Genomic DNA, 25,640 nt, shown 5'->3' on the forward strand with positions numbered 1-25,640 from the left:
GGCCACAGCGCGGCAAAAATCGCGCTGCGTCAACGAATCATCAGCCCCACACCGCCGATTCCGGCGCTATCGGGGCCTAGGTCTTAATCTTGAAACGGGTCCTCGACAAGAATCGTGTCATCCCGCTCCGGGCTCGTCGACAGGAGCGCGACGGGGGCGCCGATGAGTTCCTCGACGAGGCGGACATATTTGATCGCCTGAGCCGGGAGATCGGCCCACGAGCGTGCGCCCGCGGTCGTCTCGCGCCACCCTTCGACGGTCTGATAGATCGGCTCGACGCGAGCCTGCGCGGCCTGGGCGGCGGGCAGATAATCGATCTCGCGACCGTCGAGGCGGTAGCCGACGCAGATCTTGATCTCTTCGAGGCCGTCGAGCACGTCGAGCTTCGTCAGCGCGATGCCGTTGATGCCGCCGGTGCGCACGGTCTGGCGCACCAGGACGGCGTCGAACCAGCCGCAGCGCCGCTTGCGCCCGGTGACGGTGCCGAACTCGTGACCGCGGGTGCCGAGGAAATCGCCGACCGCGTTCTGCTGCTCGGTCGGGAACGGGCCCTCGCCGACGCGCGTCGTATAGGCCTTGGTGATGCCGAGCACATAATCGAGCGTGCCGGGGCCGACGCCGGCGCCCGTCGCGGCCTGCCCGGCGACGGTGTTCGACGAGGTCACGAACGGATAGGTGCCGTGATCGATGTCGAGCAGGGCGCCCTGCGCGCCTTCGAACAGGATGCGCTTGCCCTCGCGGCGGGCGCCGTCGAGGATCCGCCACACGATGTCCATGTAGGGCAGCACCTTGTCGGCGACCGAGGCGAGTTCCTCGTAGATCGCCGCCGGATCGACTTCCGCGACGCCGAGGCCGCGGCGCAGCGGATTGTGGTGGGCGAGCAGGCGCTCGATCTTGTCCTTGAGGGTCGAAAGGTCGGCGAGATCCATCAGGCGGATCGCGCGGCGGCCCACCTTGTCCTCGTAGGCCGGGCCGATGCCGCGCTTCGTCGTGCCGATGCGGGTGCCGGCATTGGACGATTCCCGGAAGGCATCGAGCTCGCGGTGGAGCGACAGGATGAGCGAGACGTTCTCGGCGATCCTGAGGCTGCGCGGGGTGACCTCGACGCCCTGACCGGCGAGGCGGTCGATCTCGGCGACGAGCGCATGGGGATCGAGGACCACGCCGTTGCCGATGATGGCGAGCTTGCCGGGACGCACGACGCCGGAGGGCAAGAGGCTGAGCTTGTAGCTGACACCGTCGATCACCAGGGTGTGGCCGGCATTGTGACCGCCCTGGAAGCGCACCACCACGTCGGCACGCTCCGAAAGCCAATCGACGATCTTGCCCTTGCCCTCGTCGCCCCACTGCGACCCGATGACGACCACGTTCGCCATGATTGCCAGCCTTCCTCTCAACACGCTCGGCCGCGCCGGAGGGCGTGGCGCCTTTCTATAGCGGCAAAGATTCGGCGCGGCGACCTTGCAGGCCGCCTCAGTTGCGGATTCCGGCGGGAAGGGATGCGAAAATCCGCCACTCGGGCCGGTTTCCCGCCTCGGTCATCACACGGGCGTCGATTTCTCGCGCGAGGACCTTTCCGAGCCGCGGCCGATTCGGCAGGCTGCGGCCCGCCGCGCGGCATGCTTCCGCCCGCGGTGCCCGATCGACCGCCAGATCCCGCGACGGAGCGACGACGTCTTGAAAAGCGCCATCAGCCAAGCCCTTCCGTCCGTCCGCCGCGGTCCGCGGCTCTCGTCCCGGTTCTGGGCTTGGCTTGCGGCGGTCACGGTGTTCGTCGTCGTCGCCGGCCTCTTCGGCGGCATCGCCCGCGCCCAGGCGCCGACCGCGGTGGCGCCTGCCGCGAGTGCGGTGAAGACGTCCGGCAGCGCCCCGGCCGACGCGGCGGCCAAGCCGACCGCCGACGAGATCGATGCCGCCCTCAAGATCCTCCAGGACGACAAGATCCGCGCGACGCTCATCAGCCAGCTCGAGACCCTGCGGACGGCGGCCGCCGCCACGGCGCCGCCGGCTCAGGACACGTCCCAGATCGAGATGGTCGGCAGCGCGATCGTCTCCTACGCCGGCAATGCCTTCGCCGGGGTCAAGGACGCCACGGGCCGCCTGCAATACGCGCTCCAAGCCATTCCGGCGCTGGGCCATGCGCTGGTGACGTCGGTCACCGATCCCGTGCAGCGTGCAAGCCTCGTCGCGCTCATCGCGATCGTGTTCGCCGCGGTCGGGCTCGGCGCGGTCGCCTGGCACGCCGTCAACTGGCTCATCACCAAGCCGCGCGAGGCGCTCGCCCTGCGGGGGCGCCATGCGGCGGCGGGCGTTCGGCTGATGCTGGCCGCGGTGCGCGTCGTGCTCGATCTCCTGCCGATCGCCGCCTTCGTCGCCATCGCCTTCGCGACGCTCGGCGCCACCAAACCGACGCAGGCCGCGGAGGCACTCGCGCTCACCATCATCAACGCCGTCGTGGTGAGCCGGGTCATCGGCGTGTTCCTCCGCATGGTCCTCGCCCCGACCACGCCGGCCTTGCGCAGCGTGCCGCTCGACGACGCCACTGCCAAGCAATTGTTCGATTCCGCGGTCGGCACCGTGGCGCTCGCGGTGTGGGGCTATTTCGTCCTCGATTCGCTTTATCTGTTCGGCCTGCCGCCGATCGTCCGGTGGGGGTTGCTCTTCATCCTCGGCATCGTCATCGCGATCTTCGCGATCCGCTTCGTGTGGCGCTGGCGCAAGCCGTTCAGCCGCTTCCTGAACGGCCACGTGGTGCCGGGGCGGTGGGATGCGCCGCTCGCACGCACCTTCGCCGACTTCTGGCATCTCGTCGCGACGCTGTTCATTCTCTTGTTCTGCAGCGTTTTTGCGCTGCAGATCGCCGGAGGTGCGACGGTGCTGCTGCGGGGCGTCATCACCACCCTCGTCGTCGTCAACGCGCTGTTCTTCCTCAGCGCCTGGCTCGGCCGCGTCGCCGCGAAGCCGCCCCAGCCCACGTCGTTCTTCGCGTCCCTGCGTGGGCGGCAATACCGCAAGCTGATCTTCCAGGTTCTCACCGTCGCATTGTGGGCGGCCGCGGCCCTTCTGGTGCTTCAGGGCTGGAAGCTCCACGCGATCGAGTTCCTGTTGACCCAGCCCGGCCGCGTGCTGCTGCGGTCGATCAGCGTGATCGCCACCGTGTCGATCGGCGGCCTCGTCGTGTCGGAGTTCGCCAACGCGGAGATCGAGAAGCGGCTGCGGGCCTCGGAAGGCAACGTGTTGAGCGCGCGGGCCCGGACGCTGCTCGCGTTCCTGCGCAACATCATCCTCGTCGCGATCGGCGTGATGGTCGTGCTCATCAGCCTGTCCGAGCTCGGCATCGACATCGCGCCGCTGCTCGCCGGTGCCGGCGTCATCGGCCTCGCCATCGGCTTCGGTGCCCAGACGCTGGTCAAGGACATCATCACCGGCATCTTCATCCTGCTCGAGGATCAGATCCAGGTCGACGACGTGGTCGATCTCGGGGGCGGCTTCTCGGGCAGCGTCGAGGCGATGACGATCCGCACGATCCGGCTGCGCGACGAGACCGGCACCCTCCAGGTGATCCCGTTCTCGAGCGTGACCGGCGTGCGCAACATGACGCGCGGCTTCGCCTATTCGGTGTTCAACATTGCGGTCGGCTATGCCGAGGACGTCGATCGCATCCTGGCGCTGATCGGGAAGCTCGCGGCGGAGCTCAAGTCGGACCCCAAATTCGGTCCCCTGATCGCCGCCCAGCCGGAAATCCTCGGCGTCGATTCCCTGACCGAGACCGGCTACGTCGTGAAGGGGCGCTTCAAGACCTATGCCGGGCGGCAATGGTCGGTGTCGCGAGAGTTCAATCGCCGGGTGAAGCGCCTGCTCGACGACGAAGGGATCGACCGGCCGAGCCGTCGGCAGACCTATACCTATTCGGGAGATCCGAACTCGGTGCCGCCGGCGACCGTCTCCGCCGAGGCCGAGGAGGTGGCGGCGCTCGCGAACGGCGAAGCCGCGCCGATGGAGGCGAGCGAGGCGGGCAAGGCCGACGGGCCGGCGGCGAAGACCGGGAAGCCGGCCGTGGCGAAGGTCGGCACGGACAGCGAACCGAAGCCGCCGGGCGCGCGGGCCTAGTTTACTTCTGCTGACGCTGCGGAATGCGGAAGGCGAGCAGGGCGGCCACGACGCCGACGGCGAGCTTGATGCCGCCATAGGTGAGGGCGGCGGCGGACGAGCCTTGATAAGCGGGGGTGCCGCTCACGGTCGCGAGCATCACGTCGTTGATGCCCCACAGCCAGAATCCGGCGGCGACGATCAGAAGAAGGGGCGGCAGCAGGCGCTTCATCACGAACCTCGCGGGCGGGCGCCGGCCTTGGTCGCGCCGGCGCCCGCCATCACGCGACGGCGCCCGCGCGCTGTCAACGCGCTTCGTCCCGCCGGGACGCATTGTCTCGGTCTTCGGACGCGAAGGGCGGTTGCAGGAGGCGGGCGCTGGCGCCCGCCTCGCGTTCAAGGCGTGCCACGCCTCAGAAGCGCAGCTCCTTCGCCTGGCGCACCAAGGGCAGGTTCTCGATCTTCGTCAGCACCTCGGCCGGGATCGGGCCGTCCACCTCGACGAGGCAGATAGCGTCCTGGCCCTGGGAGAGGCGGCCGAGATTGAAGGTCGCGATGTTGACGCCGGCGGTTCCGAGGGTGCTGCCGAGCGCGCCGATGAAGCCCGGCTTGTCCTCGTTCGTCACGTAGAGCATGTGGGGGCCGAGCTCGGCCTCCATGTTGATGCCCTTGATCTGGATGATGCGCGGCTTGCCGTCGGAGAACACGGTGCCGGCGACGGACCGCTCCTGCCGCTCCGTGACGACGGTCAGGCGGACATAGTTCTCATAGGCCCCCTGCTGCTCGCGGCGCACCTCCTCGACGACGATGCCGCGCTCGCGCGCGATCACCGGGGCGGACACCATGTTGACGTCCTGGAGCAGCGGGCGGAACAGGCCGGCGAGCGCCGCGGCGGTGAGCGCCTTGACGTTCATCGACGCCACCGCGCCCTCGAACTCGATGCGCACCGCCTGGAGCCCCGTCTCGGTGAGCTGGCCGGCGAACGAGCCGAGCTGCTCGGCGAGCTTGACGAAGGGGATGAGCTTCGGCGCCTCCTCGCCCGAGATCGACGGCATGTTGAGGGCGTTCGAGACTGCGCCGGTGAGCAGATAATCCGACATCTGCTCGGCGACCTGGAGCGCCACGTTCTCCTGCGCTTCCGTGGTGGAGGCGCCGAGGTGCGGCGTCGAGACGAGGTTCTGCGCACCGAACAGCACGTTCTCCTTCGCCGGCTCGACCGTGAACACGTCGAAGGCGGCGCCGGCGACCTTGCCGGAATCGAGCGCCTTGCGCAGGTCCTCCTCGACGACGAGGCCGCCGCGGGCGCAGTTCACGATGTAGACGCCGTCCTTCATCTTCGCGATCGCCGCGGCGTCGATGATGTTCTTCGTCTTCTCGGTCAGCGGCGTGTGCAGCGTGATGAAGTCGGCGCGGCGGAACAGTTCGTCGAGCTCGACCTTGTCGACGCCGAGATCGAGCGCCCGCTCCGGCGACAGGAAGGGGTCGAACGCGACCACCTTCATCTTGAGGCCGAGGGCCCGCTCGGCGACGATCGAGCCGATGTTGCCGCAGCCGATGATGCCGAGCGTCTTCGAGGTCAGCTCGACGCCCATGAAGCGGTTCTTTTCCCACTTGCCGGCCTGGGTCGAGGCGTCGGCGGCGGGGATCTGGCGGGCGACGGCGAACAGCATCGCGATGGCGTGCTCGGCCGTGGTGATCGAATTGCCGAAGGGCGTGTTCATCACGATGATGCCCTTCGCCGTCGCGGCCGGAATGTCGACATTGTCGACGCCGATGCCGGCGCGGCCGATCACCTTGAGGTTGCCGGCGGCGGCGATGATCTTCTCGGTCACCTTGGTCGCCGAGCGGATGGCGAGGCCGTCGAACTGGCCGATGATCTCGGCGAGCTTGTCCTTGTCCTTGCCGAGCTCGGGCTCATAGGTGACGTCGATGCCGCGGTCGGTGAAGATCTTCACGGCGGCGGGAGAAATCTGATCGGAAATCAGGACTTTGGGAGCCATGGGACGGGTTCCTGAGGGGCGTGCCGCGCCACGGATTTCGGGCGTTCGGCGGAATGTCGGGTGATCGCCCGCGCCGCCGTCACCGCACGGCGGTCACGGCCCGAGGCGGGCGAGGGGAGAGGCGGCGGCGGTATGTCGGCGAGGCTTTTATACGCGCAGTGCGCGACGGGCCGTTGACCGAAGGGCGGCGCCCTCCGGTGAGGCTCGCCGCACCGATCAGGCGGCGACGGAGAGGCCGGCCTTTTCCTCGGCGAAGGCCCAGTCGAGCCAGAGCGTCAGCGCTTCGACGTCCGCGGTCTCCACCGTCGAACCGGTCCAGATGCGCAGACCCGGAGGGGCGTCGCGATAGGCGCCGATGTCGAAGGCGACGCCTTCAGCTTCGAGCTTCGCGGCGAGACCCTTGGCGAACGCCTCCTGGCCCTTGGCGTCGAGCGTGGCCACAGCCGGATCGACGATCTTGAGGCAGACGGAGGTGTTGGAGCGCGTCGCCGGATCGATTGCGAGGAAGTCGATCCACGAGGTCCGCTTCACCCAGGCTTCGAGGGTCGCGAAGTTGCGGTCGGCGCGGCCGATCAGGCCGTTGAGGCCACCGGAGGTGCGGGCCCAGACGAGGGCGTCGAGATAATCCTCGACGCAGAGCATCGACGGCGTGTTGATCGTCTCGCCGACGAAGATGCCTTCGTTGATCTTCCCCTTCGCGGTGAGGCGGAAGATCTTCGGCAGCGGCCAGGCCGGCACATAGGTTTCGAGCCGTTCCACCGCGCGGGGCGAGAGGATGAGGATGCCGTGGGCCGCCTCGCCGCCGAGCGCCTTCTGCCAGGAGAAGGTGACGACGTCGAGCTTCGGCCAATCGAGCGCCTGGGCGAACGCCGCCGAGGTGGCGTCGCAGATCGTCAGGCCCTGGCGGTCGGCCGGGATGAAGTCGCCGTTCGGCACGCGCACGCCAGAGGTCGTGCCGTTCCAGGTGAAGACCACGTCGCGGTCGAAATCGATCGCGGAAAGGTCCGGCAGCTCGCCGTAGCCCGCCTTGAGGGTGCGGGTGTCGGCGATCTTGAGCTGCTTGACGATATCGGTAACCCAGCCCTCGCCGAAGGATTCCCAGGCGACGACATCGACGCCACGGGCCCCGAGCAACGACCACAGCGCCATCTCGACCGCGCCCGTATCGGAGGCCGGCACGATGCCGATGCGGTAATCGGTGGGGATCTGGAGGACGTCTCGGGTGAGGTCGATGGCGGCCTTGAGCTTCGCCTTGCCGACCTTGGCGCGGTGGGAGCGGCCGAGGGGCGCTCCTTTCAGGCCTTCGAGCGTCCAGCCGGGACGCTTGGCGCAGGGGCCCGAGGAAAAATTAGCGCATTCCGGGCGCAGCCCGGGCTTCGGATTCGCGGTCATGTCTTCCATCCTTACAGATGGGCGCCTCTCGTTGGGGAGAGGTGTCCCGCGAATGGCGATAGACCCGCCGGCCTGCTCCGGTCAATCCCATCCGACACGATTTTTTCAGGAAGCGACGGGAGCGTCTTGTACGCCAACTCCGCATGTGTAAATGTTTTTGTATATACACCATGGGCGTTGGGGGGATCCATGGCGATCGCTGGTTTCGATTGGGACAGCGGAAATTGGCCCAAATGTGCCAAGCACGGCGTTTCGCGAGACGATATCGAGGCGGTCCTCACCGGTCGGTTTCATGTGCAGCCCGATCGCGTCGACCACGCCGGAGAGCAGCGCTTCAATGCCATCGGGAAGACACCGACGGGTCGTTTCATCTTCGTCGTGTTTACGCTTCGAAAGCTCGATGGCGCGGATTTCATTCGGCCGATTTCGGCCCGATACATGCATCGCAAGGAGATCGCGCACTATGAGCGGCAGCAAGGTCTTTAAGCCGCTTCCGCATTTTGAGAGCGATGCGGAGGCGGAGCGTTTCGTCGCGGAGGCCGATCTCAGCGCCTACGACCTTTCCGGATTCAAACCGGCCCAATTCGAGTTCGAAAAGAAGGGCGAGCAGATCAATCTGCGTATCCCGAGGTCGATGCTGGATGCGGTGAAGGCCAAGGCGGAGGCGCGGGGTATCCCCTTCACCCGCTATATCCGGTTGCTGATCGAGCAGGACCTCGCCCGCCCCGGACCCTGAGAGGCCCTATTCGAACCGGTAGCGCAGGCCGATCCGGACCTGCTGGGTCGTGACGTCGTCGATCTTGAGCTTGGCGGGGCCGGCGCTGGTCCAGCCGCTGCCGGTGGCGGCGTCGCCGAGGTCGAGATAGCGGTAGCCGACATCGACGGACACGGCGTCGTTGAGCTTGACCGCGAGACCGCCCGTGAAGGCGTAGGCGAAGCCCCACGAGGCGGCGCCGGGCGGCGCCGCGACGGCGCCCGAAGCGCCCGACACCGCGGCGTTCGACGTCTCGAGCCGCGCCGTGCCGATGCCGGCGCCGACATAGGGCGTCACCGGCCCCAGCACGGGGAAATCGACATAAGCGTTGGCGAGAATTGCAAGGCTCGACACGTCTGCCCGCGCCGACGGCCCGCCGCAGGCGGCGCAGCCGCCCGTCGCCTGGACCGCGGGGGCATAATCGAACGTCAGGTCGGACCTGAGCCACGGCGTGAACCGCCAGCCGAGACCGAGCCCGGCGGTCGCCACCGCATCGAAATCGGGCGACGAGACCGTCGCCGGCGCGGCCCCGCCGAGGCTCATATGCGAGGCGTCGGGAAAGGCCACGCCGAGATCGGCGCGCGCATAGGGGCCGAAATCGTCGGGCACGGCGGGGATCATGTCCGCGGTGTGCTCGAGCTCCGGCGGCTGGCCGAGATCGACCGCGCCCGCCGGGCCCACCAGGGCCGACACCGCGACCGCGGCGAGCGCGGCCGTGACGACGGCGGAAGCGGGGCGCAATCGGGCGGACATGTCGGCCTCCGGCGGGGGAATCGGTCGGGTGTTCGGCGACCATCGCTCGGCAACCGTTAACGCGGCATTAACCGTGTTTTTTAACGGATCGGAAGGGTTACCGGAACGGCCTGCCCGGGAGCTGGCGCCAAGGGAGGCCTGCTCGGGGAGGCTGCGAAGCCGCGCCCGCCCGCCGCCAACGCCCCGAAGCAGGTCCGTGGCGTTGCGAGCTCGCAACAACGCGTAAAAAGGGTACTTGCACGGCTATTCAAGTGGGAAACCGCGCTTCCGAGTGCCTTCAGCCCCCGGTATCAAATATGGGTGAGGACTGAAAAGGTCGCGCCAATGGGACGTGCCTACCTGCCTTCCGGGGATTCCGTTTCGCTTCACACCGAAGCCTCCGTGCGGCCGACCTCGCCCGTGTCCGAGATCGAGAACGGGCTGGCCGATGTCCGGCTCGACCGGATCGTGTGGATCGCCCGGCGCTTCTACGAGGCGGATCTCGCCGTGCTCAGCTTCGCGGCCGGCGGGTCGGAATGGATGAGGCTCGTCACCTCCTCCGCCGTTTCGCCTGCGCTCGAACGGCAGATCGCGCTCATCGAACCGGTCATGACGGCGAACGGGAGATTTTTCGCGCCCGACCTCGAGGCCGATCCGCGATTCACCGCGGGCGCGGCGCCGGACCTGCCATTTCGCACCTTCGCCGGTGTTCCGCTGGTGGCGCCGTCCGATCTCGTCGTCGGGACGCTCTTTCTCCTGTCCCGGGAACCGTCGCGGGTCGCGAGCTTCGATTTCGCGCCGCTCGAGGCGATCGCGGCGATCGCGGTCGACGAGCTCGCCTTGTCGCGGCGCAACCACGACCTCAATTCCCAGGTCCACGTCGATGCGCTGACCGGTCTCATCAACCGGCGAGCCCTCGACGAGGCACTGCCGCGCCTGACCGCCCGCTGCATGCGGACGTCCCAGCCGCTCGCCGCGCTCCTGATCGACATCGACCATTTCAAGGTGGTCAACGACAAGCTCGGCCACGATGCCGGCGACGACGTGCTGCGGCGCTTCGCGGGCGTCCTCGCCTCGGCGGGTCTGCGCGCGGACGATCTGATCGCTCGCTACGGAGGGGAGGAATTCGTCGCGCTGCTGCCGGGCTGCGACCGCGCCGGGGCGATGATCGTGGCGGACCGGATCCGCCAGAAGCTCGCGCTCGCGGCTCTCGCGCATCCCGATGGGGTGGTGACGGCCAGCATCGGCGTCGCGGTCGCGACGGGACGGGCGATTTCCGGTCAGGACCTCGTCGCGCGAGCGGACGACGCGATGTACCGCGCCAAGCAGGCCGGCCGTGATTGCATCGTCGCCGACGAGGGCGCTTCCGGCGCGTGACGCCGCGCCGGCGGTCGCGAGCGGCCCGCCGGGAGACTGCCGATTCGGGACGCGCCTTAGGCCGCTGCGCGCCCGACGGCGTCCACGATCTCGTCGACGACGGTGGTGAGCAGGGCGGCGTCGTCGGCCTCGCCCATGACGCGGATCAGCGGCTCGGTGCCGGACGGGCGAATGACGAGACGGCCGTTGTCGCCGAGCCTGGAGGTCGCGCCGGCGATGACGGCCTTGACCTTCTCGTCCTCGAGCGGCCGGCCGCCCTTGATGCGCACATTCTTGAGGATCTGCGGCACCGGCTCGAAGCGGTGGCAGATCTCCGAGACGGGACGACCCTCTCGCGAGACGACGCTGAGGAGCTGGAGGGCCGCGACGAGGCCGTCGCCGGTCGTCGCATAGTCGGACAGCACGATGTGGCCGGACTGCTCGCCGCCGACATTGTAGCCGCCGGTGCGCATCGCTTCGACGACGTAGCGGTCGCCGACCTTGGCGCGGACGAGCGAGAGCCCGAGGCGGCCGAGATAGCGCTCGAGGCCGAGATTGGACATCACCGTCGCCACCACGCCGCCACCCTTGAGCAGGCCGTCGCGGTGCCAGGCCTCGCCGATCACCGCGAGGAGCTGATCGCCGTCGACGATATGGCCCTGCTCGTCGATCACGATCACCCGGTCGGCGTCGCCGTCGAGGGCGATGCCGATATCGGCGCGCAGTTCGCGGACCTTGTCGCACAGCGCCTGGGGCTCGGTCGAACCGCACTCGCGGTTGATGTTGAAGCCGTCGGGGCTGACCCCGATCGCGATCACCTCGGCGCCGAGTTCGCTCAAGGCCGTGGGGGCGACCTTGTAGGCGGCACCGTTGGCGCAATCGAGCACGATCCGCAGGCCGTCGAGGCGCAGATCGCGCGCGGCGGTGCGCTTGGCGAACTCCACATAGCGATCGGCGGCGCTGTCGATGCGGGTGTTGCGGCCGAGCTTGTGGCTCTCGGCGAGGCGGTTCGACAGGTCCTCGTCGAGCATCGTCTCGATCTCGCTCTCGAACTCGTCGGAGAGCTTGAAACCGTCGGGGCCGAAGATCTTGATGCCGTTGTCGTCGAACGGATTGTGCGAGGCCGAGATCATCACCCCGACGTCGCAGCGCAGCGAGCGGGTCAGCATCGCCACCGCCGGCGTCGGCACCGGGCCGGTCTGATAGACGTCCATGCCGACCGAGGTGAAGCCGGCGACGAGGGCGGTCTCGATCATGTAGCAGGAGAGGCGCGTGTCCTTGCCGATGACGACGCGGTGCTTCTGCTCGCCGCGGCTGAACAGGAGCCCGGTCGCCTGGCCGACCTTCAGCGCGAGTTCGGGGGTGATCGGCCAGCGATTGGCCTTGCCGCGGATTCCGTCGGTCCCGAAATAGCGCCGCGCCATGTAGCCCGCTCCTACCCATTTTGCTTTAGGTGGCTCGTATAAGCCGCAACCGGGCGCAATTCACGGTCTCGCGCATCAATTTGTGTGAACGATTGTTGCAAGCGAGGGCACGGGAATCCGGTGAACCCGCGGTGAGCCGGCTCAGGAGCCCGCGAACCGAAGGCCGGGACCGATACGCGGCGCAGCCATCACACGGGCGACAGCCCGCCGGTCGCAATCGTCGGCGGGTCCCCCTGCGGCACCGGCCGGAGCGAGCGTGCCTTACGCCAAGGCGCGGGCGAGCTCTTCCTTGCTCATCTTGGAGCGGCCCTCGATGTTGCGCTTCTTCGCTTCCGCATAGAGTTCGGCGCGGCTCTTCTCGGTCTTCGCCTCGCGCGACTTGGTGCGCTTGAGCTTTTCGCGATTCTGGCTCGGCGAATTGTATTTCGACGCGCCGGCCTCGTTGAGGGCGATCGCGATCGCCTGCTTGCGGCTCTTGACCTTGCCGCCGCCCTGGCCGCGCTCGAGATCGCCGTCTTTGTATTCCTCCATCACCCGATGGATCGTGTCCTTCTGGGCCTTCGATTCCTTGACCACGGCTCGTCTCCTCCGAACACGGCGCCCGGCGCCGTTGCCGAGCGAACGCGTAGGGGCGGTCTTCGTTGCATGGAGAGGGGATGTCGCGGGCCGTTCGTGTAGAAAGGCATCCGCGGAACGATCGAGGCATTAGTTTCATGACCCATTCCGGACATCACGGCGCGCCGCCGCCGATCGGGGCCGATCCCGGGGTGCCGATCCTGCGGCCGCCGGTCAAGGCGGCGCTCGATCTACTGGCGCACCGGCGCTCGGCGCCGCTGCGCTCGCTCGCCGAGCCCGGACCGAACCCGGCCGAGCTCGAGCAGATGCTGACCCTGGCCGCCCGCACGCCGGATCACGGCCGGCTGGTACCCTGGCGCTTCATCGTGATCGAGGGCGCCGACCGGGAGGCGGCGGGGCGCCGGCTCGACGCGCTCTATCTCGCCCAGAATCCGGACCTTCCCGAGGCCAAGCGCACCATGTGGATGGCGTACATGATGCGCGCGCCGCTCGTCGTCCTGGTGGTGAGCCGCCCCGATCCGGCGTCCAAGGTGCCGGTTTGGAACCAGGCGCTGTCCGCCGGGGCGGTGTGCATGAGCCTCACATTCGCCGCGGCGGCGATGGGCTTCGCCACCCAATGGCTCTTGAAATGGCCGGTGCGCGATCCGGCAGCGGCGGCGATCCTCGGGGTCGGCGCAGGCGAACAGGTCGCCGGCTGCCTCCATATCGGCCGCCCGACCGAGGAGACGCCGGACCGCCCGCGCCCGGATCTCGCCGCGATCGTCACCCGCTGGAGCCCGGACACAACCGTGGCATCGGCGCCTGCGGCGGATATTTAACCGGCTAAAGAGAGACTTTAGAGGTCGAAGGCGCGGGCTTCGATCATGGCGATCGGCGCCTCGGTGCCGCCGTAGCCGCGCCGCTGGGCGCCTTCGAGAATGACCGCCGACATGGCGAGGCTCGCTGCCGTCGCGTCGCCGCGCTCGATCGCCTCGACGATGGCGGCGTGCTTCGCCGCGGAGCGCTGCTGCCGCTCCGGATCGTCGGTCGGGGTCGACAACGTGAACGACATCGCGAGCGCCGCTTCGATGACGGCGCCGATCGAGCGCATCAGCGGATTTCGGGAGGCTTCGACGACGGCGAGATGGAAGGCGAGATCGACCCGGGCGAAGCTCTCGCGGTCGTGCTTGGGGTCTTCCATCGCCTTCTGGCAGTTCCACAGCCTGGCCAGATCGTCGGCGCTGCGGCGGTGGGCGGCGAGCGCGGCGGCGAGCGGCTCCAACGTCTGCCGGACCTCGAACAGCCCGCCGAGGAAACGCGCGTCGATCCCGACTTCGAGCCGCCAGGACAGAAGATCGCCGTCGAACATGTTCCAGTCGGACTCGGGCAGCACCCGGGTGCCGACCTTGGCCCGCGATTGGACGAGCCCTTTCGCGGACAGCGTCTTCATCGCCTCGCGCAGCGCCGTGCGGGAAACGCCGAAGCGGGCCATCAGCTCCGCTTCGGGCGGCAACACGGCGCCGACCGGATAATCGCCGCGCAGGATTCCCATCCCGATCGTCTGGGTGATGAAACCGTGCGCCGAGCGGGCCGGCTGGCCGATACGGGTCCGTCTCTTGTCCATGGTCCCCTGGTCTAGAGGATTCCATCCCGCCAGAGAAAGGATGAAATCCGCCAAATTCCGCCGTCTGAGGCGATTTCTTCATACGAAGCGGTGCCGCCGGAGCGCAGGCACCGTGCGGTCCTGTTCGGACGAGGCCGCAATACCTGCGGACTAAGGCGCCGCCGCGGCATTCAGGCCTCCACGGCGACCGTGCCGCCGCCCTTGGCGCCACGGGCGGAGAAGGCGGTCAGGCCGCGCTGGAGCACGATGAAGCCGAACAAGAGAACGCCGATGGCGATCTTGGTCCACCAGCTCGACAGCGTGCCGTCGAAGGTGATGTAGGTCTGGATCAGGCCCTGGATCATCACGCCGATCAGGGTGCCGAACACCGTGCCGTAGCCGCCGGTGAGCAGCGTGCCGCCGATCACGACGGCGGCGATGGTGTCGAGCTCGACCCCGTTCGCGGCGAGCGAGAAGCCGGCCGAGGTGTAGAACGAGAAGACGATGCCGGCGAGGGCGGCGAGCACGCTCGACAGCACGTAGATCGCGATCGTCGTGCGCGCCACCGGCACGCCCATCAAGGCCGCCGAGGTGCGGTTGCCGCCCAGCGCGTAGACGTTGGCGCCGAACTTGGTGCCGTGGGCGACGATCATGCCGACTGCCACGACCGCGAGCATGATCATCGCGATGACGCTGAGCCGGCCGCCGCCGGGCAGCTTGATCGCGTAATCGTAGAGCGCGCCGTAGAGCGGGTGGTTGATCGGGATCGAATCCGTCGTCAGCACGAAGCTCATGCCGCGGGCGAAGAACATGCCGGCGAGCGTGACGATGAAGGCCGGAATGCGGAAATAATGGATGAGCGTGCCCATCGCCCCGCCGAACAGGGCGGCGATGAGAAGGATCAACGCGAATGCGGCGAAGGGCGGCATGCCGACCCGCTCGATCATGATGGCGAGAAAGACGCTGGTGAAGGCGATCACCGAGCCGACCGAGAGGTCGATCCCGCCGGAGATGATGACGAACGTCATGCCGACCGCGACGACGCCGAGAAAGGCGTTGTCGGTCAACAGGTTGCCGAACACCCGGGTGGACGCGAAGTTGGGGAATTGCAGGCCGCAGAAGACGCAGCCGGCGAGAAAGACCGCGAGCGTGATGAGAAGGGGCAGGGAGCGGCTCATCGGGCGCCCTCCGGCTTGGCTGGTGCATCGGGGCCCGAGCCGCTGCGGCGCGATTGCGGTGCTCGGCGCGGCATCTGCCACAAAGCGGTGATGCGCGGCGATTGGATGAGGAGCACGATCAGCACCACCACCGCCTTCACGATCAGGTTGAATTCCGGCTTGAAGCCGGAGAGCAGGATGCCGGTGTTCATGGCCTGGATGATGATCGCGCCGACGAGGGAGAGAGCGAGGCTGAAGCGGCCGCCGAACAGCGACGTACCGCCGACCACGACGGCGAGGATGGCGTCGAGTTCGAGCCACAGCCCGGCATTGTTGGCGTCGGCGCCGCGGATGTCGGCGGCGACGATGATGCCGGCGATCGCCGCGCACAGCCCGCTCCAGGCATAGACGGCGACGACCACCACGCGGGTGTTGACGCCGGCATAGGCGCTCGAGCGCAGGTTCGCGCCGATCGCCTCGATGAAGAGGCCGAGCGCGGTGCCGCGCACCAAAGCGAGGGTGACGAGGAACAGCGCGATCGCGATGACGACCGGCATCGGCACCGAGAGGAACGAGCCGGTGCCGAGCATCGACAGGCTGTCGCTGACGAAGGTGACGATGGTGCCTTCGGTGACGAGCTGGGCGATGCCGCGCCCGGCGACCATCAGGATCAGCGTGGCGACGATCGGCTGGATGCGCAGCACGGCGACGAGGAAGCCGTTCCAGAGGCCGCAGACGATGCCGGCGGCGAGCGCAGCTCCGACCACGACGGGCAGGGAATAGCTGGCGTTGACCAGGGTCGCTGCGACCGCCCCGGCGATTGCCATCACCGCACCGACCGAGAGGTCGATGCCGCGCGTCGCGATCACGAGCGTCATCCCGAGGGCGAGGAGGCCGACCGGCGCGCCGCGATTCAACACGTCGATGACACTGCCGAACAGGCGCCCGTCCTGGAGGCGCACGTCGAAGAAGCCGGGAAAGGCGATCCAGTTCGCCCCGAGCACCAGGACGAGGGCGACGATCTGCGCCCCGCCCTGGCTCGGCACCAGCCGGCTGAGCTTGAGCCGGGAGGCGGTGGCGTCGTCGGATGAGGGTCGTCTGCTCATGGCCGCGCGTCCTCGGGGGCGGCGGCGATCGTCGCCATCATGGTCTTCACGCTGATCGCCTCGCCGCTCAGCTCGCCGACATGCCGGCGGTCGCGCAGGATTGCGACGCGGTCGCTGTAGGCGGCGATTTCCTCGAGCTCGGACGAGATGACGAGGAGGGCGAGGCCGTCGGCGCAGAGCCGCTCGATCAGCCGGATGATCTCGGCGTGGGCGCCGACGTCGATGCCGCGGGTCGGCTCGTCGAGGATGAGGAAGGAGGGCTCGGTGGCGAGCCAGCGGGCGAGCAGCGCCTTCTGCTGGTTGCCGCCGGACAGGAACTGGATCGGCCGCTCGGCGTCCGGCGTGCGGATGTCGAGGGCGCGGATGAAGCGGTCGGCGATGGTGTTCTGTTCCGCCCGGCTCAAGGGCCGCATCCAGCCGCGCCGGGCCTGGAGCGCGAGGATGATGTTCTCGCGCACCGAGAGTTCGCCGACGATGCCCTCGGTTTTGCGCTCCTCGGGGCAATAGCCGAACTTGAGCCGCACCGCATCGCGCGGGGAGGCGATGCGCACCGGCCGGCCGTTCACGGTGACGCTGCCGGTCTCGGCGCGCTCGATGCCGAACATCAGCTTTGCCGTTTCCGTGCGGCCGGAGCCGAGCAGGCCGGCGACGCCGACGATCTCGCCGCGGCGGATGTCGAGGTCGAAGGGGGCGAGATAGCGCTTCTTGCCGAGGCCGCGGAACGAGACGAACGGGGTCTCATCGCGCGGGGCGGCGGTGGTGCGGTTGCGATGGAGCGCCTCGGCCGAGAGCTCCTTGCCGAGCATCATCGAGACGAGATCGAGGCGGGGCAGGTCGCGGGCGAGCCGCTCGCCGACGAGCCGGCCATTGCGCAGCACGGTGATGCGGTCGGCCAGCGCATAGACCTGATCGAGGAAATGGGTGACGAAGACGACGGCGACGCCGCGCGCCTTCACGGCCCGCACGACGCGGAACAGCGTCTCCACCTCGTGGGTGTCGAGGCTCGCGGTCGGCTCGTCGAGGATCAGCACCTTGGCGGAGAGATCGACGGCGCGGGCGATCGCCACGATCTGCTGCACGGCGACGGAATAGCGCGACAGGGGATCGGCGGGGTTGATGCCGGTCAGATCGTAGCGCGCCAGGATTTCGGCGGCGCGGCGGCGCATCGCGCCGCGATCGACGAGGCCGAACCGGGTCGGCTGACGGCCGAGGAAGAGATTTTCCGCCACCGACAGGTTCGGCAGCAGGTTGACCTCCTGATAGACGGTCCCGATGCCGAGCCTGACCGCATCCGCGGCGTCGTGGGCTTCGATCTCGACGCCGTCGAGCAGGACGGTCCCACCGTCGCGCGGCAACACCCCGGTCAGCACCTTGATCAGGGTCGATTTGCCGGCCCCGTTCTCGCCGAGCAGGGCATGGACCTCACCGGCGAACAGGCGGAAATCCACCTGATCGAGCGCGCGCACGCCGGGAAAGGTCTTCGAGAGGCCGACGATCTCGAGGAGCGGCCGCTCGCCGTCGCGCGAAACTTGTTCGCTCAAGGCACAACTCCGGACATTGCTCAGGCGGATCTCCGCCTCAGCGCGGGCGGATCGAGGCCCGGGCTCAGGCTGATCGGGGCCTGGACGGCCGGGCGGCGTCGAAACACCGCCCGGCCGTCCGCCCCCACGCGGGTCGGACGCTCAGTAGAGGTCCTTGCGCTTCTGATATTCCGCCTCGGCCGTGTCCGGCGTGAAGAGGGTCGAGGGCGTCTGGATCCACTTCGGCGGCGTGGTGCCGCTCTTCTTCAGGGCGATGAGGGCGTCGTAGGCCGGGCCCGCCATGTTGGGCGAGAGCTCGACGGTGCCGTTGGCCTCGCCGGCGGCCATCGCCTTGAAGATGTCGGGCACGCCGTCGATCGAGACGACGAGTATGTCCTTGCCCGGCTTCAGGCCGGCTTCCTTGATCGCCTGGATGGCGCCGATCGCCATGTCGTCGTTGTGGGCATAGACGGCGCAGATCGACTTGCCGCCGTTCTCGGCCTTGATGAAGCTCTCCATCACCTGCTTGCCGCCCGAACGGGTGAAGTCGCCCGACTGGCTGCGGATGATCTTCATGTCCGGATGGGAGGCGATCGCTTCCTCGAAGCCCTTCTTGCGGTTGATCGCGGGGCTCGAGCCGACGGTGCCCTGGAGCTCGACGATGGCGCACTTGCCGTTCGTCAGCTTGGTCAGGTAGTCGCCGATCATGCGGCCTTCGAGCACGGTGTCGGAGGTGACGGCGGCGACGTAGAGCGACTTGTCGCTGGTCTCGATATCGCGGTCGAGCAGGAAGACCGGGATGTTGGTGTCCTTCACTTCGCGCAGCACCGAATCCCAGCCGGTGGCGACGACGGGGGCGATGAAGATCGCGCTGACACCCTGGGCGGCGAAGGCGCGGATCGCCTTGATCTGGTTCTCCTGCTTCTGCTGGGCGTCGGAGATCTTGAGATCGATGCCGCGCTTCTCCGCTTCGGACTTCGCGACCTTGGTCTCCGCGGCGCGCCAGCCGGATTCGGAGCCGATTTGAGAGAAGCCGACGATCAATGTTTCGTCGGCATAGGCCGCGGTCGCGGCGAAAGCCGCGAGCGAAAGCGTCGCGGCCGCCATCAGGCGTTTCAGACCCATCGAAGCGTTCTCCCTGCGTGTCCGCGCCTCGGCGCCGGACATCGTCGTTTGTCATTCTTTGTTGATCCGGCCGTCGGCCGGGCCCCACGCCGGGACTGCGGGAGGCGGCGCTGCCCTCCGATCGAACGCGGCGAACCGCGGTCCCGGACCCCTCCCTCGGGCAGCGCCAATCCAGCTTATTATAGTATTGTATGATTTCAAGCCCTCTTCCCTCGGACGTTGCAGGCTCGCGCTTTCACATGTGCGGGAAGCGGACCGGCTTCTGCGCCGAGGCGCCGCGGCGGCGCGGAAGGCGGTGCCCCGCCAGCGCGTGGGCCATCGAGCGGCCGCGCGGACGGGGCCGCCAACCGCTTGTCTATTCATGCCTATGTGGCATGGTGGCCGGACGCCTCGCCCCGCCTGGAAGCCGCTGATGCCGGATGGCCGTCCCGAAAAGCCCGCCCCGCTCTATGAGCGCGTGAAGCAGCACATCACCGAGCGGGTGGCGCGGGGGGAATGGGCGGACGGCGAGCGGCTGCCCTCGGAACACGAGCTGATGGCCGCCTTCAAGGTGTCGCGCATGACGGTGCACCGGGCGCTGCGCGAGCTTTCGGCGGAAGGGGTGATCTCCCGCATCCAGGGGGTCGGCAGCTTCGTCTCGACCCCGAAGCCGCGGCTCGAACTGATCGAGATCCGCGACATCGCCGAGGACGTCACGGCGCGCGGGCAGCGCCACGGCGTCAAGGTGCTGCGGCTCGAGGCGATCCGCGCCGGCATCGAGCAGGCGATGGCCTTCGATCTCCGGCCCGGCGCACGGATCTTCCATTCCCTGATCGTCCACCTCGAGGACGAGATGCCGATCCAGATCGAGGAGCGCTTCGTCAATCCGGTCTTCGCGCCGGCTTATCTCGATCAGGACTTCGCGGTGCTCTCTACCACCCGCTATCTCCAGAGCGTGGCGGCGGCGACCGAGATCGAGCACGTGGTGTTTGCGTTCAATCCCGACGCCGAAACCCGCAGCCTTCTCGATATCGGCCCCGACGAAGCCTGCCTGCGCCTCGCCCGCCGCACCTGGGTCTCGGCCGTGCCGGCGACCCACTCGCTCTTCACCTATCCCGGCAGCCGCTACAGCCTCGGCAGCCGGTATAAGGTCGGGGGTGAGGGGCTCAATCAGCAGCGCACGGGGGCATCTGCGGCAGATGTAATCGTGTAAGATGGCCCGCGGTGATTGTGCTGGCGGGAGATTCGCGGATGACTGTGATTGAGAGAAATCTAGAGGACCTACGTCGCATGCGAGAAAGCCTCTCCGAAGGTCTTGAGCTAATGGAAAGGCGGATAAACGCAGATCCTGGGACTAGCCTCGGTACCCATTTCAATAATGTCGATACGACGGAGCAGTCTATTCTGAAGGCTAAGGATGATATCAAAGAGTTAGACGATCTGATAGATAGAATAGTTTCGAACAAGCCGATCTAACACGTCTCGTTTTGCGCTGTGGCTATCCGTGGCTTCGCGAGATCGAAATAGAGAAGACCGGCGATCTCGCTGAAGCGGACCACGCGCACCGAGCCCCGTTCGGGGCTCAGTGTCGGCTCGCGTCGTTCTCAAGGCAAGACGGCTCGCCACAAGACCCTCAGTCGCCGAGCACCTTTTTCCGCAGGTCCGACACCGCGCGGGCGTGGCCGTCGAAGCCTTCGTAGCGGGCGAGGGCGTGGGCGTGACCGGCGAGGGCGTCGTAGGCCGACTTCGTCACGTAGCCGACCGACATGCGCTTCATGTAGTCGAACACCGAGAGCGGCGAGTGCGTGCGCGCCGCGCGGCCCGTCGGGAGCACGGCGTTCGGCCCGAGCACGAAATTGCCGAGCACGACGGGCGTGTGGGGTCCGAGCAGCACTTCGCCGGCATTGCGGATGCGGCCGAGCACGCCCATCGGCTCGGCGGCGAGGATCTCGAGGTGTTCCGGCGCGTAGGCGTTGACGAAGGCGACCGCCGCCTCGAAGTCCTTGGTGACCACGATGCCGCCGTGCGGGCCGGTCAGCACGGCCTTCGAGAAGGCGGCGCGGCCCGGCTCCATGCCGGCCCAATAATCCGGCAGCGCCGCGCGCGCCGCTTCCGCGACCGCCATCGAGTTCGTCACCAGATAGGCCGAGGAATCGGGCCCGTGCTCGCTCTCGATGATGAGGTCGAGGGCGGCGAGCGCGCCGTTCGCGGTCTCGTCGGCGAGCACGATGCACTCGCTCGGGCCGGCGGGCACGCCGGGATCGATCACGTCGGAGAGCAGGCGCTTCGCCGCCACCACCCACGGCGAGCCGGGGCCGACGATCTTCTCGCACTTCGGCACGGTCTCGGTTCCGTAGGCGACCGCCGCGACGCCCTGGGCGCCGCCGCACTTGTAGATTTCCTCGATGCCGATGAGGCGGGCGGCGACCAGGGTGCCGGCATCGACCGTCCCGTCGGGGCCCGGCGGCGTCACCACGATGGTGCGCTCGACGCCGGCGACGACCGCCGGGATGGTCGTCATCATCAGCACGCTCGGGAACGAGCCCTTGCCGCGCGGCACGTAGCAGGCGACCGAGGCGATCGGCAGGAAGCGGTCGCCGGCGAAGGCGCCGGGCTGCATCTCCTTGAGCCACATCTCCTCGGGCTTCTGCGCCTCGTGGAAGCGGCGGATATTGTCGATGGCGAACTTGAGCGCCTCGACGACGGCCGGCTCGACGGTCGCGAAGGCGTGCTCGAACTCGGCCTCGGTGACGCGGATGGAGAAGGTCTCGGCGGTCACCTTGTCGAAGTCGCGGGCGAAGCGGGCGAGGGCCGCGTCGCCCTCCGTGCGCACCGCGGCGATGATCGGCTTCACCTTGTCGAGGAAGCTGGAGAGGTCCGCCTCGGTGCGGGCGAGCAGCGCCTCGGGGACCGCATCGACGGACCGGAGGTCGTGGAGATTGGCTTGCGCGTTCATCGGGGGCGGTCCCTCGGCAGACGAGATCGGGGCGGTGGGTGAGCGGGCGGGCGGATCAGGCCGCGTCGTCGGCGGAGATCGAACCTTCACGGATCGAGCGGATCACGGCGCGCTGGAGGTCGATGAAGTCGCGGCTCGCGATCATGTCCTGGTTGCGCGGTCGCGGCAGCGGCACGTCGAAGCTCTCCTTGATGCGGCCGGGGCCCATCGCCATCACCACGATGCGGTCGGAGAGGTAGACCGCCTCCTCCACGTCGTGGGTGACGAACAGCACGGTGAGGCGGTGCTCCTCCCAGATGCGGGTGAGCAGTTCCTGCATCTGGTGGCGCGTCAGGGCGTCGAGCGCGCCGAACGGCTCGTCCATCAGCAGCATCTTCGGCCGGTAGGACAGCGCGCGGGCGATCGCGACGCGCTGCTTCATGCCGCCGGAGAGTTCGGACGGATAGGCGTTGGCGAACTTCGAGAGTTTGACGAGGGCGAGGTGCTCCTCGGCGATGTCGCGGCACTCGCCCGCCTTGTAGCCGGCCGCCTTGAGCGCGAACTCGACGTTCTGCCGCGCCGTGAGCCAGGGCAGCAGGGTGTAGGACTGGAACACCACGCCGCGGTCGAGGCCGGGGCCGGTGACCGGCACGCCGTCGACCTCGACCGAGCCCGCCTCGAACTCCTGGAGGCCGGCGACGATCGACAGAAGCGTGCTCTTGCCGCAGCCCGAGGTGCCGACGAGGGAGACGAACTCGTTGTCGGCGAGCGTCAGGTCGATGTTGCTCAGGGCCTCGAAGCGGCGTGCGGGCGGGCCGTAATATTTGGCGAGGCCCGCGACCTTGAGCTTCGGAAGGGGGGCGGCGCTCATGTCCGCCTCGTGTTGTAGCGGAACAGCACCCGCTCGAGCGCCTTCATCACCTGATCGGTGACGAGGCCGAACACGCCGAGGAGCAGGATGTAGCCGATGATGGTGTTGGTCTGGAAATAACGCTGCGCCACGGTGATGCGGTAGCCGAGGCCGGAGGTCGCGGCGACGAGCTCGGCGAGCACGAGCCAGGTCCAGGCCCAGCCGAGGCTGATGCGCAGGGTGTCCCAGATGCCGGGCAGGGCCGACGGCAGCACGATCCGGGTGAGGATCTTGCGCTCCGGCAGGCCGAGGGTGCGGCCGAGGCCGACGAAGTCCTCCGGCACGCGCTTCACGTTGTCCATGACGAGCAGCACCTGCTGGAAAAAGGTGCCGATCCAGATGATGAGGAATTTCTGCCCGTCGCCGGTGCCGGCCCACAGGATGGTGAGCGGCACGAACGCCACGACCGGCATGTAGCGGATGAAATCGACCAGAGGCTCGATCGCGGCCTCCCACACCCGGTAGGAGCCGATCAGCACGCCGATCGGGATCGCCATCGCCGAGGCGAGCAGGAAGCCGACCAGGATGCGGTAGATCGAGACGCCGGTGTCGGCGAGGAGCGTACCGTTGCCGGCGAGCTCGACGAGCTTGAGCCAGACGCCGACCGGATCGGGCAGGAAGATCGGGCGCACCGCGCCGCTCGCGGTCGCGGCCCACCAGATTAGGCCGAGGGCGACGAACACCGCCGCCGCGATGGCCGCATAGACGCGCGCATCGAGCGGCGCGCCGAGGCGAAAAGCCCGGCCGAGCGGTCCGGCGCGTTTGCGCCCCGTTTTCGCGGGGCCGGTCGGTGGGGTCGTCATGAACGCGGTCCGGAACGCAGGAGAGAAGCGGGACGGCACCGCGGTGGGCGCCGTCCCAGGGGAGAGCGGATTATTGCGCCGCTTCGACGAAGGCGGGGTCGATCAGCGTCTTCGCCGAGACGTCCGTCTGCAGGATGCCGGCCTTCTTGGTGGCGGCCGCGACGTCGTCGAACACCTTGTTGGTGAAGTCGCCGGTCAGCATCTTCTTGTTCTCGGCGAGCGAGAAGTACTTCACGCCGTCGAACGCGGTGGCGAGCTCGTCCGGCGTCGCGCCGACGGCCTTCGAGATGATGGCGCGGTCGGCCGTCTTGTTCTTCTCGTAGTCGGTGTAGGCGGCGGCCCAGGCCTGGACGAGCGCGCGGATCTGACCCGGCTTCGACTTCACGACGTCGTCGCGCACCACGAGCACGTCGCTGATGAGGCCGGGATCGGTACCGGCGGTGAACAGCAGCTTGACGTTCTTGTCCTGGTTGCGGGCCATCGTCAGATACGGCTCGTAGGTGACGGCGACCGGGACGCGGCCGGCGATCAGCGCGGCGCCGGCGTCGGAAGCCGGCATCGGCACGACCTGGATGTCCGCGATCGTCATGCCGTTCGCGGCGAGGGCGTAATTGATCAGGATGTCGCTGGTGGTGCCCTGCTCGAAGGCGACCTGCTTGCCCTTCAGGTCCTTGATCGAGGTGATGTCCTTGCCCGCCAGGATGGCGTCGGCCTCGTTCGAGATGTCGAGCAGCATCACGATCTTGATCGGTAGGCCGGCGGCGGCCATGGCCATCGCCGTGTGGGTCGCGATCGAGGCGCCGTCGAGGTCGCCGCTGGCGAGCGCCGCGTTGATGTCCTTGTCCTGGGTGAAGTTGACGATGTTCACGTCGACGCCCTGGTCCTTGAAGAACCCCTTGTCGGCGGCGACGTGCCAGAGGCCGTAGCCGAGCCACGGCTCGACGCCGAGCTTGAAGGTGCCGGCCTCGGGCTTCGAGGGTACGGCGTCCTGGGCGTGCGCGGCGGGCGCGAAGGCCGGGGCCGCAAGCGCGAGGGCGCCGACGAGGGCGCCGGCGAGCGCGAGGCGCGCGGTGGCGAAGAGGCTTTGCAAGTTCGTCTCCCACTCTGGTGTGGCTGACGAGCCGTTGGGGATATCCGTCGGGGATCGGCTCAATGGTGCGAACCTTGTCTCCGCGGCGTCCCTCTTTTCAACCGGTCCGTTCCCGTCAGCGAGGATTTTGTCTCAGGCTCGGATCGGAGGGAGAGTAAATTATAGACAGGAAAATACAAGTGCACGCAGGTTGTGCAGACAAGCGCAGCCGACCGGGAAGCGACCGCCGGCGGCGACCGATTTCCGGAGGACGGCGACGTCGGCGCGGCACGGGTCGAGCCCGGCCTCGTCAGACCGCGTGCAGGGCCTTCAGCAGCGGCAGAAGCTCGGAAAAATCGGTGATGATCGTCTCGGCGCCCGCCGCCCTGAGACGCGCGTCATGGCCCGGCACGATGTGGCCGGCGCCGCAGAAGCCGATCACCCGCATGTTGGCGGCGCGGGCCGCGGTGACGCCGGTGATCGAGTCCTCGATCACGATGCACTCGCTCGGGTCGCGCCCGAACGTCGCGGCGGCATGGAGGAAGAGGTCCGGAGCCGGCTTGCCGCGGGCGACGTCTTCCGACGAGAAGATGCGGCCGTCGAAGCGGTCGAGCAGGCCGGCGACCCGCAGCGTGTGGCGCAGCCGCTTGTGGCCGCTGTTCGAGGCGACGCAATAGGCGCAATGCAGGCCGTCGAGGGCGTCGATCGCGCCCGGCAGGGGGCGCAACTCGGCCTCGAAGGCGGCGGACAGCCGTTCGGCCGCCCGGCCGTCGAATTCCTGCGGCAGGGCGATGCCGTGATCGCGCTCGACCTTGGCGAGGATCGAGGCGTTGTCGAGCCCGACGAACTCGGCGACCACCTGCCGCGGCGTCAGATCGACCCCGATCTCGGCGAGCGATTCGGCGAACACCCGCGCACTGATCCACTCGCTGTCGATGAGGACGCCGTCGCAATCGAACAGCACGAGCTCAATCATGGGGGGTCTCCGGATGGCGTTCGGTCGGTCCGCGCGGCCGGGGCGAAGCCGCGCGCGGGGCGGGTCTGCGGGGCGGAACCGCCGGGGCGAGGCGGCCGCTGCGGGCCGCTTATAGCGTCTCGGGCGGCGGGCGCGATCATTTTCGTCGTTCCGTA

General features: G+C 68.2%; 23 protein-coding genes. 6 read left to right on the forward strand and 17 right to left on the reverse strand.

Features of this window, described 5'->3' with window-relative positions; all coding sequences use genetic code 11:
* Nucleotides 1–83: 83 nt before the first annotated feature.
* The gene (locus F0357_RS11650) at nt 84–1,376 is read right to left on the reverse strand and encodes an adenylosuccinate synthase (protein WP_153481490.1); all 1,293 of its coding nucleotides are present in this window, start codon (nt 1,374–1,376) and stop codon (nt 84–86) included.
* 301 nt (nt 1,377–1,677) lie between these two features.
* On the opposite strand from F0357_RS11650, the gene F0357_RS11655 reads away from it, so the two are divergent.
* Complete coding sequence (locus tag F0357_RS11655) at nt 1,678–4,110, forward strand: mechanosensitive ion channel domain-containing protein (RefSeq protein WP_153481499.1); 2,433 nt, start codon at nt 1,678–1,680, stop codon at nt 4,108–4,110.
* A 1-nt stretch (nt 4,111) separates the two neighbouring features.
* On the opposite strand, the gene F0357_RS11660 is transcribed toward F0357_RS11655, so the two are convergent.
* From F0357_RS11660 to F0357_RS11670, 3 genes are all read right to left on the reverse strand, one after another.
* Nucleotides 4,112–4,321 carry a hypothetical protein gene (locus tag F0357_RS11660; protein ID WP_153481504.1) on the reverse strand — a complete coding sequence of 70 codons (210 nt, stop codon included), beginning with the start codon at nt 4,319–4,321 and terminating at the stop codon, nt 4,112–4,114.
* Between the two features lie 181 nt (nt 4,322–4,502).
* A complete protein-coding gene (gene serA, locus F0357_RS11665) occupies nt 4,503–6,089 on the reverse strand; it encodes a phosphoglycerate dehydrogenase (RefSeq protein WP_153481511.1) in 1,587 nt (528 codons plus the stop codon).
* Between the two features lie 216 nt (nt 6,090–6,305).
* A complete protein-coding gene (locus F0357_RS11670; RefSeq protein ID WP_153481513.1) occupies nt 6,306–7,481 on the reverse strand; it encodes a phosphoserine transaminase in 1,176 nt (391 codons plus the stop codon).
* A gap of 189 nt (nt 7,482–7,670) precedes the next feature.
* On the opposite strand from F0357_RS11670, the gene F0357_RS11675 reads away from it, so the two are divergent.
* Complete coding sequence (locus tag F0357_RS11675) at nt 7,671–7,967, forward strand: BrnT family toxin (protein WP_153481516.1); 297 nt, start codon at nt 7,671–7,673, stop codon at nt 7,965–7,967.
* A complete protein-coding gene (locus F0357_RS11680; RefSeq protein WP_153481519.1) occupies nt 7,945–8,217 on the forward strand; it encodes a CopG family antitoxin in 273 nt (90 codons plus the stop codon). The genes F0357_RS11675 and F0357_RS11680 overlap by 23 nt, the downstream gene beginning before the upstream one ends.
* Nucleotides 8,218–8,223: 6 nt before the next feature.
* Here F0357_RS11680 and F0357_RS11685 read toward each other — a convergent pair whose 3' ends face one another.
* Nucleotides 8,224–8,988 carry an outer membrane protein gene (locus tag F0357_RS11685; RefSeq protein ID WP_153481522.1) on the reverse strand — a complete coding sequence of 255 codons (765 nt, stop codon included), beginning with the start codon at nt 8,986–8,988 and terminating at the stop codon, nt 8,224–8,226.
* Nucleotides 8,989–9,387: 399 nt separating this feature from the next.
* Here F0357_RS11685 and F0357_RS11690 point away from each other — a divergent pair, with 399 nt between their 5' ends.
* Complete coding sequence (locus F0357_RS11690; protein WP_208948302.1) at nt 9,388–10,344, forward strand: GGDEF domain-containing protein; 957 nt, start codon at nt 9,388–9,390, stop codon at nt 10,342–10,344.
* Nucleotides 10,345–10,400: 56 nt separating this feature from the next.
* On the opposite strand, the gene glmM is transcribed toward F0357_RS11690, so the two are convergent.
* A complete protein-coding gene (gene glmM / locus F0357_RS11695; RefSeq protein ID WP_153481532.1) occupies nt 10,401–11,747 on the reverse strand; it encodes a phosphoglucosamine mutase in 1,347 nt (448 codons plus the stop codon).
* 261 nt (nt 11,748–12,008) lie between these two features.
* Nucleotides 12,009–12,323: a DUF6496 domain-containing protein gene (locus F0357_RS11700; RefSeq protein WP_312861553.1), complete on the reverse strand. Its 315-nt coding sequence runs from the start codon at nt 12,321–12,323 to the stop codon at nt 12,009–12,011.
* Between the two features lie 137 nt (nt 12,324–12,460).
* Here F0357_RS11700 and F0357_RS11705 point away from each other — a divergent pair, with 137 nt between their 5' ends.
* Complete coding sequence (locus tag F0357_RS11705) at nt 12,461–13,141, forward strand: nitroreductase family protein (protein WP_153481535.1); 681 nt, start codon at nt 12,461–12,463, stop codon at nt 13,139–13,141.
* Between the two features lie 17 nt (nt 13,142–13,158).
* On the opposite strand, the gene F0357_RS11710 is transcribed toward F0357_RS11705, so the two are convergent.
* The 5 genes from F0357_RS11710 to ytfQ form a co-directional block, all read right to left on the reverse strand.
* Entirely contained in the window at nt 13,159–13,926 is a 768-nt protein-coding gene (locus F0357_RS11710) for a FadR/GntR family transcriptional regulator (RefSeq protein WP_153481539.1), read from the reverse strand.
* 170 nt (nt 13,927–14,096) lie between these two features.
* Nucleotides 14,097–15,083: a galactofuranose ABC transporter, permease protein YjfF gene (gene yjfF / locus F0357_RS11715; protein WP_153481547.1), complete on the reverse strand. Its 987-nt coding sequence runs from the start codon at nt 15,081–15,083 to the stop codon at nt 14,097–14,099.
* On the reverse strand, nt 15,080–16,168 hold the full coding sequence (locus F0357_RS11720) for an ABC transporter permease (protein ID WP_153481549.1): 1,089 nt from the start codon (nt 16,166–16,168) through the stop codon (nt 15,080–15,082). The genes yjfF and F0357_RS11720 overlap by 4 nt, the downstream gene beginning before the upstream one ends.
* Complete coding sequence (gene ytfR / locus F0357_RS11725) at nt 16,165–17,709, reverse strand: galactofuranose ABC transporter, ATP-binding protein YtfR (protein WP_153481557.1); 1,545 nt, start codon at nt 17,707–17,709, stop codon at nt 16,165–16,167. Before ytfR ends, F0357_RS11720 begins: the two co-directional genes overlap by 4 nt.
* A 141-nt stretch (nt 17,710–17,850) precedes the next feature.
* Nucleotides 17,851–18,813 (reverse strand): galactofuranose ABC transporter, galactofuranose-binding protein YtfQ, encoded by a 963-nt coding sequence (gene ytfQ, locus F0357_RS11730; RefSeq protein ID WP_208948303.1) that lies wholly within the window; start codon nt 18,811–18,813, stop codon nt 17,851–17,853.
* A 412-nt stretch (nt 18,814–19,225) separates the two neighbouring features.
* On the opposite strand from ytfQ, the gene hutC reads away from it, so the two are divergent.
* Nucleotides 19,226–20,005, forward strand: coding sequence for a histidine utilization transcriptional repressor HutC (hutC, locus tag F0357_RS11735; protein WP_153481559.1), 780 nt, complete (start codon nt 19,226–19,228; stop codon nt 20,003–20,005).
* A 420-nt stretch (nt 20,006–20,425) separates the two neighbouring features.
* Here the strand turns inward: hutC and hisD are convergent, their stop codons facing one another.
* From hisD to F0357_RS11760, 5 genes are all read right to left on the reverse strand, one after another.
* Nucleotides 20,426–21,748, reverse strand: a complete 1,323-nt coding sequence (hisD, locus tag F0357_RS11740; protein ID WP_153481561.1) for a histidinol dehydrogenase — start codon at nt 21,746–21,748, stop codon at nt 20,426–20,428.
* Nucleotides 21,749–21,803: 55 nt separating this feature from the next.
* On the reverse strand, nt 21,804–22,598 hold the full coding sequence (locus F0357_RS11745) for an ABC transporter ATP-binding protein (protein ID WP_153481564.1): 795 nt from the start codon (nt 22,596–22,598) through the stop codon (nt 21,804–21,806).
* Nucleotides 22,595–23,440, reverse strand: a complete 846-nt coding sequence (locus F0357_RS11750; protein ID WP_153481568.1) for an ABC transporter permease — start codon at nt 23,438–23,440, stop codon at nt 22,595–22,597. Before F0357_RS11750 ends, F0357_RS11745 begins: the two co-directional genes overlap by 4 nt.
* 70 nt (nt 23,441–23,510) lie before the next feature.
* Entirely contained in the window at nt 23,511–24,530 is a 1,020-nt protein-coding gene (locus tag F0357_RS11755; protein WP_153481571.1) for an ABC transporter substrate-binding protein, read from the reverse strand.
* A 289-nt stretch (nt 24,531–24,819) separates the two neighbouring features.
* Entirely contained in the window at nt 24,820–25,485 is a 666-nt protein-coding gene (locus F0357_RS11760) for an HAD family hydrolase (RefSeq protein ID WP_153481574.1), read from the reverse strand.
* Nucleotides 25,486–25,640 lie beyond the last annotated feature (155 nt).

Source organism: Segnochrobactrum spirostomi (assembly GCF_009600605.1).
GTDB lineage: Bacteria > Pseudomonadota > Alphaproteobacteria > Rhizobiales > Segnochrobactraceae > Segnochrobactrum > Segnochrobactrum spirostomi.